This window comes from Pseudoalteromonas sp. SWXJZ10B, from assembly GCF_015864475.1.
Lineage (GTDB): Bacteria > Pseudomonadota > Gammaproteobacteria > Enterobacterales > Alteromonadaceae > Pseudoalteromonas > Pseudoalteromonas arctica.
On the sequence record NZ_JADYXD010000041.1, the window covers coordinates 1 to 13,530 of the forward strand.

12 protein-coding genes are annotated in these 13,530 nt (G+C 39.5%); 9 read left to right on the forward strand and 3 right to left on the reverse strand.

What is annotated here, in order from left to right:
- The first annotated feature begins 367 nt into the window (after positions 1-367).
- From I6F54_RS19855 to dgt, 6 genes are all read left to right on the forward strand, one after another.
- Entirely contained in the window at positions 368-1,543 is a 1,176-nt protein-coding gene (locus tag I6F54_RS19855) for an exo-beta-N-acetylmuramidase NamZ family protein (RefSeq protein ID WP_197142753.1), read from the forward strand.
- A 9-nt stretch (positions 1,544-1,552) separates the two neighbouring features.
- Complete coding sequence (gene pbp4b / locus I6F54_RS19860; protein ID WP_197142754.1) at positions 1,553-3,211, forward strand: penicillin binding protein PBP4B; 1,659 nt, start codon at positions 1,553-1,555, stop codon at positions 3,209-3,211.
- Between the two features lie 190 nt (positions 3,212-3,401).
- Positions 3,402-4,778, forward strand: coding sequence for a Na+/H+ antiporter NhaC family protein (locus tag I6F54_RS19865; RefSeq protein ID WP_197142755.1), 1,377 nt, complete (start codon positions 3,402-3,404; stop codon positions 4,776-4,778).
- Between the two features lie 462 nt (positions 4,779-5,240).
- A complete protein-coding gene (locus tag I6F54_RS19870; protein WP_165727230.1) occupies positions 5,241-6,983 on the forward strand; it encodes a potassium/proton antiporter in 1,743 nt (580 codons plus the stop codon).
- Positions 6,984-7,272: 289 nt separating this feature from the next.
- Positions 7,273-8,157, forward strand: a complete 885-nt coding sequence (locus I6F54_RS19875; protein ID WP_165727231.1) for a hypothetical protein — start codon at positions 7,273-7,275, stop codon at positions 8,155-8,157.
- Between the two features lie 56 nt (positions 8,158-8,213).
- Positions 8,214-9,713, forward strand: a complete 1,500-nt coding sequence (gene dgt / locus I6F54_RS19880; RefSeq protein ID WP_197142756.1) for a dGTPase — start codon at positions 8,214-8,216, stop codon at positions 9,711-9,713.
- A 92-nt stretch (positions 9,714-9,805) separates the two neighbouring features.
- Here the strand turns inward: dgt and I6F54_RS19885 are convergent, their stop codons facing one another.
- Genes I6F54_RS19885 through I6F54_RS19895 form a run of 3 tightly spaced genes read right to left on the reverse strand, consistent with a single transcriptional unit; the run spans position 9,806 to position 11,655 of the window.
- The gene (locus I6F54_RS19885; RefSeq protein ID WP_197142757.1) at positions 9,806-10,438 is read right to left on the reverse strand and encodes a hypothetical protein; all 633 of its coding nucleotides are present in this window, start codon (positions 10,436-10,438) and stop codon (positions 9,806-9,808) included.
- Positions 10,425-11,012, reverse strand: coding sequence for a sigma-70 family RNA polymerase sigma factor (locus tag I6F54_RS19890; protein WP_231617059.1), 588 nt, complete (start codon positions 11,010-11,012; stop codon positions 10,425-10,427). Before I6F54_RS19890 ends, I6F54_RS19885 begins: the two co-directional genes overlap by 14 nt.
- Positions 11,013-11,025: 13 nt before the next feature.
- Complete coding sequence (locus tag I6F54_RS19895; protein WP_165727235.1) at positions 11,026-11,655, reverse strand: energy transducer TonB; 630 nt, start codon at positions 11,653-11,655, stop codon at positions 11,026-11,028.
- A gap of 155 nt (positions 11,656-11,810) precedes the next feature.
- Between I6F54_RS19895 and I6F54_RS19900 the strand changes: the two genes are divergently transcribed.
- From I6F54_RS19900 to I6F54_RS19910, 3 genes are all read left to right on the forward strand, one after another.
- A complete protein-coding gene (locus I6F54_RS19900) occupies positions 11,811-12,317 on the forward strand; it encodes a DUF3087 domain-containing protein (RefSeq protein WP_165727236.1) in 507 nt (168 codons plus the stop codon).
- A 34-nt stretch (positions 12,318-12,351) separates the two neighbouring features.
- On the forward strand, positions 12,352-12,801 hold the full coding sequence (locus I6F54_RS19905) for a low molecular weight protein-tyrosine-phosphatase (RefSeq protein WP_197142758.1): 450 nt from the start codon (positions 12,352-12,354) through the stop codon (positions 12,799-12,801).
- Positions 12,802-12,900: 99 nt separating this feature from the next.
- Positions 12,901-13,410, forward strand: coding sequence for a hypothetical protein (locus I6F54_RS19910; RefSeq protein ID WP_197142759.1), 510 nt, complete (start codon positions 12,901-12,903; stop codon positions 13,408-13,410).
- Positions 13,411-13,530: the final 120 nt, after the last annotated feature.

Here is a 13,530-nt window from a genome sequence, read left to right on the forward strand (position 1 = left end):
TTAAATCCAGAGAAAAAAGAAGCAATGCGGGCGGCATAAAATTTAATTTGATGCGACAACTAACTTGAAAAACTCCGTTGACCAAGAAATTAAATAACTAGAAGCGTTTAGCTCTAAGAAGGTTAAATACGGTCTTTAAGCTTAAAAAGGGAGGTGGTATTTTCAAGTAAAACTAGCTCTAATCTTTAAATCTAAACTCCGAGTTTATTTATTCGTTGTAGCCGCTGAGCTTGCTCGCGTGAGAAGCGCAGCTTCTAATTACTATATCCATTCAAAGCCTAATCAAGCCCACTTAACCCCTTTCTAAAGCTGCTCTTTATTATTACCTATGTTATTTTAAGTACCTTGTTTAAAAGGATCTGACTGCATGTTTAAAACCGCATTTATTACGCTATTTTTATTTCTCAGCGCTACTCTTATTTTCAGCGCACAGGCCGACGAAGCTAATAACTCACTTGTTGTAGGTGCGCAGCAATATGCTAAATATTTACCGCAGTTAAAAAATAAACGCGTAGGGCTGGTAGTTAATCAAACATCAACGGTAGGGCAAACTCACTTAGTAGATGCTTTGCTGACTAAAAGCATAAACATAACTAAAATTTTTGCACCTGAGCATGGCTTTAGAGGCGATCACGATGCTGGCGCGCATGTGAAAAATGCCGTTGATAGCAAAACCGGTATTCCGCTTATTTCTATTTACGGTAAAAATAAAAAACCAAGCCAAGCTGCTTTAGCCGATGTTGATGTCATTGTTTTTGACATTCAAGATGTAGGCGTGCGTTTTTATACCTACATAAGCTCTATGCACTACATGATGGAAGCCGCTGCAGAGCAAGGGATCGAATTTTTAGTACTCGATAGACCCAACCCAAATATTGCCTACGTTGATGGGCCAATATTAGAGCCAGAATTTAAATCGTTTGTAGGTATGCACCCCATTCCTGTATTGCATGGTATGACCGTTGGCGAGCTGGCTAAAATGATCAAGGGTGAGGGCTGGATCAATAAAGCGGCCGATTTAAAATTAACGGTGATCCCAGTTGATCATTACACTCGCAAAAGTACGTATAGTTTGCCTGTAAAACCAAGTCCTAATTTACCTAACGATCAAGCCATTGAGCTTTACCCATCGCTTTGCTTTTTTGAAGCAACGCCTATCAGCATTGGTAGAGGCACCGACTTTGCGTTTCAAGTAATTGGCTATTCGCCAGTTGCATTAGGTGATTTTAATTTTACGCCGCGCGCAATTAAAGGCGCTGCTTTAAATCCTAAATTTAAAAACCAAATCGTGCAAGGGCTCGATTTAAGACAAGTAAACATCACAGGGCTAAATTTAACTTACTTAATAAATGCGTATACAGAGCTTAGTAAAAATAACATCTCGTTTTTTGAACGCGCTGACTTTATGGATAAACTAGCGGGCACTAATAAACTACGTTTAGCTATTGAAGCAGGGCAATCAGAGGCGCAAATAAAGCAAAGTTGGCAGGCGGGGCTTGTGCAATTTAAAGCGCAAAGAGCGCCTTACTTGTTATATAAATAAGGGCTGCCCATGTTTATTGCTTTAAAAAATCAAAGGTGTGGTTATACAAAAACAGCATTTATAGTGGCGCTAAGCTTTATTATTGTGGGTTGCACTACACCACTTGAACCAATTAGCTCGCTGCCAACACTTACAAAAAGCCAACTTGTAGAACTGCCTAACGGACAAGTGGTTGTTACGTTTCCTGAGGTAAATCCAAGTAGCCGGTTTTATGTTAATAACCGAGGAACGTTTAAAGCTTACAAAGGGCGTGGGGAATTATTAATACAAAACCACAACGCACAAAGCGCCGATATTTACATTAATAATCAAAAGCTCGACGTTAACCAACTAAGCGCCAACACCTTGTACAATTACAGCTTGGCAAAAAATACTCACAACGGTGTTAATACCTTTAAAGTTGAAAATATTCTCCCTAATGGCGCAAGTTTAACGCTGCGTTTTGCATTTCCTACTTTAAGCGACGAACCAGTAAAAAACGTAGATTTTAGCGAAGTGGATGCGTTAATAAATCGCGATGTAAAAGCGGGTTTTCCTGGGGCTGTGTTGGCTGTTGTTAAAAATGGCGAGCTAATAAAGTTAACTGCTTATGGCGATGCAAAGCAATATCAGCAAAGTGACTTAATGCTGTTACGCCCGGAGCCAATGCAAACTAATACCTTGTTTGATTTAGCCTCAAACACCAAAATATTTGCCACCAACTTTGCACTTATGAAATTAGTAAGCGAAGGGTTATTAAATATTAATAAACCCGTACAAAGCTACCTAAGCGAATATAAAGGCGAAGGGCGCTCACAACGCACAGTAAAAGATTTACTTACACACAGCGCCGGATATCCGCCAGTATTTGACTTTCACCGTAAAGATGGCAGCAATGGCGACGCGTTTTATTCGCTAAATAGTAAAACCACCAAACAGCTATTACTTACCAGCGTGCCTTTTAGCAGTGAATCATCTGGGCAGCCTATTTATTCAGATATTGATTACATGATTTTAGGCGTACTAATTGAGCGTATCACTGGGCAGCCCCTTGACCAATACCTAGAGCAGCACGTGTATGCGCCACTAAAATTAACTAACACGTTATTTAATCCACTTAAAAAAGGCTTTAAGCCGCAGCAATTTGCAGCCACCGAGCTTAGCGGCAACACACGAGACGGGCGTATTAAGTTTGATAATATTCGCACCACTGTTTTACAAGGCCAAGTGCATGACGAGCGCGCTTACTACTCGCTTGATGGCGTAGCAGGGCATGCGGGGCTATTTAGTAACGCTCATGACTTAGCCGTGCTTTGCCAGCTATTATTAAATAATGGTGGCTACGGCGACCAACAATTATTTAGTGCAAGCGCCTTAGCGCAATTTTTAACGCCGCAATCAAGCGACGAAACCTACGGGCTTGGCTTTAGGCTTGCTGGTAACAACCAAGCAAGGCGCTGGCATTTTGGCCCTTATGCAAGCGCGCAGGCTTATGGACACACAGGTTGGACGGGGACAGTGACCGTAATTGACCCCGCTTACGACTTAGCTATTGTTTTACTTACCAATGCTCGCCATAGTGCAATTAAAGGCTCGCTAAAGCGTTACGAATTTACAGGCAAACAATTTGAAACCGCACAGTACGGATCGGTAGTGTCGCTTATTTATGAAGCACTACTAAATCAATAAGCTATCGTATAGGTTAAAACGTACTAACTGTGCCACCTTAAGTGATTTATTTACAGGTGACTTGAGTAAGCCAATCCATTAAGCTAAGCGGTCTATAAAACTAAGCCGGTTTATGTTGTTAGGCTTAACAAATAAGCGTTAAAACGCGTACAAAGCGAGGCTACTCGCTAATAATTAAGGTTAACTTTTTATGCATTGGTATTCTATTTTACCGCCGCTAATTGCGATTGCTATCGTGTTTTGGCGAAAAGAAGTGATTATGGCGCTACTTGTTGCCGTTGCTTCTTCTGAGTTTTTACTCGCCTTGCAGGGCGAAGGTAATAGCTTGTTTGATACTTTTTTAAATACCATTGAACGTATTATTTCGGTTGCCAGCTCGCCAGGTAATACACGCATATTAATATTTAGTATTTTAATTGGTGCACTGCTTGCCTACATTCGCGAATCTGGCGGCGTTGCAGCAACTGTTAATATGCTAATGAACAAAGGCATTGCAAAAAGTAAGCGCCAAGTGGGCTTTTTAACCATGTTTACCGGTATTGCGGTGTTTATAGAATCTAACCTGAGCGTACTTACCTCGGGTATTTTATCGCGTGGCTTATTCGACAAATTTAAAATGAGCCGAGCGCGTTTAGCGTATATTATTGATAGCACCAGTGCGCCAGTGTGTATTTTAATACTGCTTAATGGCTGGGGCGCATTTGTACTTGGTTTGTTAAGTAACTACGAGCTAGGTGAGTCGGCTGTATCGGTTTTGTGGGGCAGCGTAGGGTATAACTTTTACGCCATAATCACTCTTGTTATTGTTTTTTACACCATCGCGTTTGATAAAGTGCATGGCCCAATGAAAGAAGCCGAAGAAAAACTAGAGCTTCAAAAAACCGACTTAAAAGATGAAATAAAAGCCTCTAAAGCGCGTTACATGTTAATTCCGCTTATTACGCTCATTACCAGCATGGTTGGCTTTATGTATTACACCGGTAATGGTGTGTTAGCAGAGGGCAGCGGTTCTAAATCAGTATTATACGCAACGGTTTTAGCCATTGTTGTCGCTTACTTTTTAATGATTGGCTCACGTAAATTTACGCATCATCAATTAGTTGATACCGGTTTTAAAGGTATGGGCGAATTAATGCCACTGGTCGCCATTGTACTGCTTTCGCTTACACTTGGCGCAAGCTTAAAAGAGTTGGGTACTGGCGTATTTGTAGCGTCACTTGTTGGCGACTACCTACCTATTTACTTAATAGTACCTGTGCTGTTTTTAACCGGCGCTGTAATGTCGTTTACTACGGGCACATCGTGGGGCACGTTTGCTATATTAATCCCAATTGGTGTGCCACTTATTCAAGCGCTAGGTTTACCGCCATCGCTTGTTGTTGGTGCTATTTTGGGTGGTGGTATATTTGGCGATCATTGCTCGCCTATATCCGACACCAGCGCTGTATCGGCTATTGCATCGGGGTGTGACTTACTCACCCACGTTAAAACGCAGCTACCGTATGCCTTATTTGGTGGTGGCCTTACGTTTTTAGCGTACTTAGTAACAAGCATTATTGTTTTATAAAATTTGATTATTTAAATATTCAAAAGCCTGCTTAATCGCAGGCTTTTTTGTTTTCAAAATAAATAAAGCTAATTAAGATAGAGCCAAGCAATACCAAACTCAAAGGCTCTATAGTTATTAGAAAAACTATTTAATTATAGACTTAAGTACCCGTATTTATATTTTTTAGGTTATTGTATAGCATGAGCTTTAAGCTTTTTGTTAGCTATAAATTCTTACTTTTTAATACCAATTCGCTTAATTAAGTAATCTATTTTGAGGCTGGAAAAACGTGTTGATAGCTAGGCAAAAAATTCGCTATTTAGTTGTTCTCGGCAATTGCTCCTGCATTGCTCTACCTTCTGCATCCATGCAGTCGTAAATGAGAGTTTTTTAACGCAGGTAGCGACACGTTTAGCCCCGCAAAATGACTAAGTATTATTGCGTATTGGTATAACTCATATAAGGCTGTAAATCCACACTATGTTTGCAATTGACAATATCATTCTCGTTAGTGCTATTTTAATTTTACTAGGAGTAATTTCAAGCAAGTTATCTGCACGCGTTGGCTTACCTGTGCTGGTGCTATTTTTACTTGTAGGCATGCTCGCAGGTGAAGATGGTATTGCAGGTATTTCATTCGACAACGCAGAGGCCGCACATGCTTTAGGTACTCTCGCGCTTGCCATTATTCTATTTGATGGCGGCTTACAAACGCCTACCAGTTCAATTAAACAAGTGTGGAAACCCGCGTCTGCTTTAGCAACCGTCGGGGTGTTATTTACCGCTGTAATTACAGGCCTTGTGGCCACTTATATTTTAGATCTGCCCATATTACAAGGTGTATTACTGGGTGCTATTGTTGGCTCTACAGATGCCGCCGCAGTGTTTGCACTTTTACGAAGTGCGGGTATTCACTTAAATAAAAAGCTTAAATCTACGCTTGAAATAGAAAGTGCCTCGAACGATCCAATGGCTATTTTTCTAACGGTTGGATTGCTCGAAATGCTCGTTAACGACATGCCAATAGGGCTGGATTTACTACAGTTATTTGCTCAACAAATGGGTGTTGGCGCTATTTGTGGCCTTTTAATTGGTAAGGTATCGGTTTGGTTTATTAATCGAATTAAACTAAATGCATCGGGTTTGTATTTAGTGATGGTAACCGCATTTGGACTGCTTTCTTTTGGCCTTTCTGCAACGCTCGGCGGCAGTGGATTCTTAGCTGTATTTATAACGGGTGTTATTTTAGGTAACAGCAAATTTGTATATAAACGCGGTATTTTTCTTTTTCATGACGGCTTAGCATGGCTTGGGCAAATAACCATGTTTGTTGTATTAGGACTCCTTATTAACCCGTCATCGTTGGTTGATGTATGGCTAGAAGGATTGCTTATTGCACTGGCGCTCATTTTTGTTGCACGCCCATTAGCGGTAGCGCCTATTTTAAAACTGTTTGGCTTTAATAATCGCGAAACCCTGTTTGTATCTTGGGTTGGTCTTAGGGGCTCAGTACCCATTATTTTAGCTATATTCCCATTACTATTTGGCCTTTCAGGGGCTGAGCTTATTTTTAATGTTGTTTTTTTCGTGGTATTAATTTCAGCAACGTTACAGGGTTCAACAATGCCTTGGATGGCTAAAAAACTAAATTTAGTAGAGCCGCCGCCCGACCTAGCCGCTGCAACACTCGAAATCACAGCCCTAAACGATATTGATATAGAAATTGTAGAATACACCTTAAGTGACGTTTCTCGGGTTTCTGGGCGCAGCTTGTCACATGCCGCACTTCCCGAGAGCGTAGTTGTTGCTATGATCACGCGGGGTCCGTCAATCATACCGCCACGAGGTTCAACTAAGTTAAAAGCAAACGATCATTTATTTGTTGTTTTAAAACCAGATAACAGACCTTTTGTTGATTTAGTTTTTACAGCAACCGATAAAACAAACCATCAAGATAGCCACTTAGCGCACAACGAACTTAAAGTGAAAGGGGTAACATTGGTAGGTGATATATTTTACTCTTACCACATGCAAATAGACGCCCCAGAAGATATAAGCTTGGAAGAAGTGATCAACCAAAAGCTTTCAGGAGAAGTCAGTAAAGGCGATATTGTTGTTATTGGTAATGTGCAAATACGCGTTATAACCATGGTACATACACGCATAGTGACCATTGGTCTAAAGTACCTAAGCACCCCAGAAAAGCAGCTTTTAAATAAGTAATTATAAACAGAGATTTATTAAGTGGTCACACCGCGTTTATAGCACGTAGGTTGGGTTGAGTGACACGAAACCCAACGAATCTGCAATGCAATGAGCACACCTAAAGCTAGTTATATGTAGTGTTTATTGTAGGAGAACAGCTTGAGAGAGAAAGGTTGACTCCGAGGAATATGAAAATCGCAAAAACTTACTTCAGAAGCTAATCATAAGTATAAACTTTATGGTAGATTAGATTTTAGACAAGCAGATAGTTTAAAACTTCAATAGAGTACTGAGACAAGGAATTTAAATGCCAAATAATTATGGTAATAAGTCAACATCATTAATTTCGTATACGGGTAAAGACGGCGTAGATATGGGGGTACTTAATGATGGAACTCCATATTTAGGAACTCGTGGTTTAGCACTTTTATGCGGTACTACAGAAGCTGATATAACTAATTTAATCAAAAATTGGGATGAACAAAAACATACAACGAAGGGAAAATTTATTAGGGAGTTAATTGAATCCCAAGGTCAAAGCTCGGTGGGGTTATATATTCCAACTCCGATAAATGGAGTTATGTACGACGTCATAAATGATATTAACTGTATGGCTATACTTGAATATTACGCATTTGAGGCTCCTTCGCTAGTAGAGCAAGCTAAAGCTAATTATAGAAACTTAGCAAGGTTAAGTCTTCGCACTTATATTTATCAACGTACGGGTTACTCACAAAATGATGGGGTTCCTGATTACTGGCAAACATTTCACGAGCGCATAACTTTAAATGAATTACCTTCCGGTTATTTTAGTGTTTTTTCCGAAATCGCGAATATTCTAATAACAAGCATTAGGAAAGGTATGCCATTGGATTCCAAAACAATGCCAGACATTAGTGTCGGACAGGCTTGGAGTAAAGAATGGATTGCCCAAAGTTATGATGAAAAGTTTGATATAAGGATTAAGTTTCAGCATAAGTTTCCCGACGATTTCCCTCAAAAAAATCCAGATACTTGGATATATCCTGTTGACTCTTTGGGTGAATTTAGGAGGTGGTTGGATGATACCTATTTACGAACTAAATTCCCTAAATATCTCGCGGGAAAAATCAAGAGAGGGCAACTTCCTAATTTAGATCTCAAAAGCTTAATTGAAGAAATTCAACCTATAAGAATAGAAACCAAAAGGTAAGATCTTGTTTATATTAAGTTGATTAACTAAATCATCATTATTTTAATGGAATAAATATGAAGCTAATAAATAAAATTAATAAATTGAGGCCTAAAAGTGAACAACCTTCATTAGCTAGCAGTCTTGAGAGTGATCGTGGTCGAATTATTAATAGTGCCGCATTAAGAAGATTACAACAGAAAACTCAGGTTTTTCCACTTGAGCGTAATGCCGCAGTTCGCTCTCGTTTGACTCATTCACTCGAAGTGCAGCAAAATGGACGCTTTATTTCTAAAACAATCATCAAACTACTTAAAGAAAAGGGTTTGGGCGACATATTAAATTACGAAGAAAATAAAATTATAGAATCCTTAGCTGAGCCGCTTGTTACGTTAGTTGAAATGGCTTGCTTGATGCATGATATTGGTAACCCAGCGTTTGGTCACTTTGGTGAAGCTGCTATAAATGACTGGTTTACAAAGTATTTACTGAATCATAAAGACTATAAATATGTAACGAAAACCTTTTGTGAAAATGAAAAATTTACTTTAATTACATTAGAAGAAAAATTACTATTTGATTTGTGTAACTTTGAAGGGAATGCACAAGCAATTCGAATAATACATAATCTATCAGCTTTAAATTTAACTTACTGCCAAACCGCCAGTATTTTAAAATATACTCGGTGTGCGACAGAAGTGAGACCCGAAAGCACAGACTCAAGAAGTTATCTAAAAAAGAAAGTTGGTTATTATTACAGCGAACAAGCTTTTGTTATGGAATTATACGATAAGTTACAGATTCAAGTTGGAAACAGGCATATAGCTTCTTATATTATGGAAGCTGCTGATGATATTGCTTACTGTTTAGCTGACATGGAAGATGCTGTTGAGAAAGGTTTTATTAAAATTGAAGTACTTAAAGATCTATTGGTTAAAGAATATTCGAGCATTATTGATGGGTATAAATTAACTAGCCAACAAGATGAAACTTTTATGGAAAAAAAGTGCGAATATGCGTACAAAAAGGCCAAAGAGAACCCCACTAATCTCGAAAGCGAATTTTTTATATGGCTTCGAGTTGGTTTAATACATCCTTTAGTTAATCACGCATCAACACGTTTTGTTGACAACCTTAATGAAATCTATAATGGTAGTTTTAATCAATCTCTTCTTGAAGATGGTGGATACCAACATGCTATAACGAAGTCACTGAAAAATGTTGCTTCTAAACATGTTTTTTGCCACCCCGAAGTAGAAAAGCTCGAGCTCCAAGGGTATAAAATTACATCAGGAATTCTAAATGAATATCAAAGATTACTAGATTTGAAAGCGGAAAGTTTTAGAAAAATTATTAATAAAGAAAAGATCCTACCTGTAGAGACACGGTTGCTAAATCGTATATCAGACAAGTTCATAGAAGTTTATAAGCATACCGTTGATAGCCTGAATGATGAAGAAAAAGCTCAGCCAATATACGAGTTTTATTTTAGATGCCGTTTATTGCAAGACTTTGTTAGTGGTATGACAGATCAATTTGCTTACGACACATATAAAATACTCACGGTCTCTGAATAATGATTAAATAGGCTATCTAAGATCACGCAAATTTAAAGGTGACTCTATTCGATAGTCTTCATTCATGAGTAACGCAATTAGTGGTGAAGTTTTTAACTCCTACATAATTTCACCCCTGCTCCAGCATGTTTAAGCGCAATAATCTGCCCTTTACCGTTATGCGCCATAGCCAACATGTCACCCGTATTTAGACCACTTTCTACCGCATGTTTACCCTTTAAATCACTTAACAGTGAATGCTTAATTTGTACGAGTACCTCGTCATTACAGCTGGCTATGTACCAGTCGTTATCTACCTTTACGAGTGTGCCGTATTCTATGTGGCGCTGTTGGTGGCGGCGTAAATCGTTAGCTAATTGACTATCAAGCGCGTGTTTTTGCTCGTTTATAGAGCTTGCGTAGCTACCAGCTTGGTTTATTTCGTGTGTTTTAATAATTGAATAGTCGTGAATGTCTATAGTTTTAAATACGCTGTTAAGTACGGTTTTAGGTGCAGTATTTATTATGTCGTTATTATCAAACACAATAAAGGAGAACACACCAAGCGCACAGGCAAGGCTGGTTAGTTGTAGCGTAAAACTAAGCCTTGTGGGCTTTTTAGGCTTTATATGTGTGGCTTTTTTGAGTAGCGCTTTTTGCTGGGCAGCGCTGAGTGTAGTGCGTGCTTTTCGCTCTTTGTAGTGTTGTGTGAGCTTTTGATCGAACGGCTCATCAGGCTTGTTCATTGCTTGCTCCTAATAAACGTTTAAGGTTTTGTTTGGCGTAGCGCAGCCTTGTTTTAATGGTTTCAGCATTGCTATGCGTTATAAGTTCTATGTCGGTGAGCGAAAAGCCTTCTTGTTGTAATGTTATGGCTTCGCGCTGTACAAAGCTAAGTTGTTTTAGGGCGGCGTCGAATGCGTCATAACTTATGTTTGAGCTGCCTATATGCGAGTCACCACTAGTTAAGTCGCTTTTATCATTTTGTGCTGGTAAGTGCGTGCTTTCGTCGAGCTCTACAAAGTGCTGTTGCTTGCGGTATTCGTCAATTAGTGTGTTGCGCGCAAGTTTAAACAACCACGCTTTGGGTGTGGTTTGTGCTTGGTAAAGGTGGCGTTTTTCGATTACTTTTAGCCATGTTTGTTGGCTTACGTCGTATGCTAAATGCGTATTAGATTGCGTAATAAGGTAGTGGTATAAGTCGTTACTGTAGAGGGCAATAAGCTGCTCTAAGTAACGATTGTCGCCACTTTTTGCGTAACTTGCCATGCAGTCCTTGCTTGGCGTTTCAAATAACCATGACTTAATACTTAGTAGCATAGGCTCATCGCTTTTATTGTTGTAATTTGAAGTCGAGTTGTACGGTTTGACCTGTTTGTAATTGTGCCACACCTTCAATTACTTTGGGGCGATATTTCCAGCGTTTAATAGCTCTTATTGCTTCGCGGTCAAAGGTGCGTTTTGGCTCGGCGTTAATAACTACTGGGTCGATTACTTCCCCTGTTGGCGAAATACTAAAGCTTAGTTGTACCCAACCTTCAATGCCATCGCGCGCGGCTGTGGTTGGGTATTTAGGGTTTATGCGCACTATGGGTGTTGCATCCCCTGTTGGGCGATTAATGGTGTTATTTATGTCGCCACCAAAATCGTCAATCATCACTGGCGTAAAGTCGCTAATTGCAAGCACAGGATCGGCTGATGTATCAAGCGGTGGAGCTTTTGGCGGCACTTTAGGCATTGGCGGTGGCGGCTGTATTTTTTGTATATGCCTTAGCTTTGAATCCTCAGGCGCTTGAAAAATCTCTACTATAATATCGTCCCCAGGTTTAACCGGTGCGCGTTGCTCGCCACTTATTAAATATTGCATAAACGCAAAAGCTGCAAAGGTCATTACTGCACCGCCAATAACGGCGGTTGATGTTTTAATAAATACTGGGTTGTTAGGTACTTCAAGTGTGTGCATAAGCCGCTCCAAATTTTATTGATCACAACAATTAGGGTGTTTTCAAAGCTATAACGGGTGGCAAATCAAAAAGGGGTGAAATAATTTTATAAAAAATGTGGGGTTTAGTTACAATAGCCATTCGCAAATATTAAAACTTACATTTTTAGGCTGTTATGCAACTCATTGAAATAAATAAAGCGCGTTACCGTAAACATTTAAACCGTGTTATTGCAGGGTGTGGTATTGGTTTAGCTGTAGGCAGCTTGGCTATATCGCAAACGCTAATTGCTTTATTTCCTGATGAAAGTGGTAGCCATTTTCATTGGAACTTAATAGGCGTTGCTATTACAAGCGTTGGGCTTGCGTGGTTACTTAATAAATACCGTACACATAGTTTTATGACAGAAGTTGTTTATGTGTGGGAGCTTAAAAAAGCACTTAATAAAATAACCCGCAAAATGGCTAAGTTAAAAGCAGCAGGGCGCGAGGGTAATGCCGATGCGTTATTAGCGATTCATTATAGTTACGCAGGCTCTCGGTTATTGTGGCAGCTAGACGATAATCTAATCACCATGGACGATTTAGCCATTAAACAAGCTGAGCTTGAATCTGTTGCAGCGCAACATAACGTAACGCTTAACGTTGAAGATTACGACGCAAGTATTTTAAAACAGTTTTAAAGTTTAGGTTTTTAAATTAGTTAGAGGAGCCTTAATGAAAAAAATACTCATAGTGTGTTTAGGTAATATTTGCCGCTCGCCAACCGCAGAAGCGGTATTAAAAGCCCGTGCTAAAAAACTAGGCGTTAACGTTAAAGTTGATTCGGCAGGGACTATTGGTTACCACGAAGGTAAAACGCCTGATAGCCGCTCAATGGCAGCAGGCGAAAAACGTGGTTATAGCTTTAAAGGTATTTGTTCACGTAAAGTACGCAGTAGCGACTTTACTGAGTTTGATTTGATTTTAGCGGCCGATACGCAAAACTTAGCTGATTTAACAGCGCAATGCCCTGAGCATTTACGCTACAAGCTGGCGCTATTTTTAGAATATGGCGAGCAGGCCCAAAGCGCGATTCCCGATCCTTATTATGGCGGCGATGATGGTTTTGAAAATGTGCTCGATTTAATTGAAGCGGCAAGCGATAAAATACTCGCTAAAATTTAATTCTTATTTTATTACTAAAGCTAAATTTAACGAGCTTTTTGTCGTATTGCACAGTGTTCCTAAAGTAAGTACATTTTATGCTTACTCAAAGGGAACTTTATGAAAATAAAAATATTACTACTGACTTTATCTATCGCTTCTTGTTCTACTTTTGCTAACGATGTTAGTTTTTCGATTGGGGGTGGCTATCCTTACTTAGTTATTCCTGAAGTGTCTTTATCGGCTAACGACGGCACACAGCGCTGGTATGCAAACTACAAAATAGGCCTTGATGATGGATTTTCTGCCGGTTTTGAACAAGCGGTTAGCGATAATAAAAAACATGCTTTTGGCGCGCTTGTGGGCGCTATTGGTGCAAGAGATACAGACCAAGAGTGTGAAAGTTCAACTAATGATGTAGCAACTGACTTTGCTAATACGCTAGGTTGTGTAATTGGCGGTATTTTTGATGAAGAAACAACAAACGGCATAGGGCTTACGTACAGTTATAACTTTAATGGACTGAACAGCGCTGGTTTTAGATTAGAGCTAGATGTGGGCTATGGCAAAACAAGCGACAGCAACGAAAAAAGAGCCGATGGCGGTATTAGCGTAAGTTACGAATTTTAACTACGTGAGTTTTGTATTAGTTAGTTTTAAAAAAGGCGCATAAAGCTGTCTCTTATACACAAATCCCTGCTAAGAAATTAGCGGGGATTTTTTTGAACTAAATCTCAATGTCATGATCAG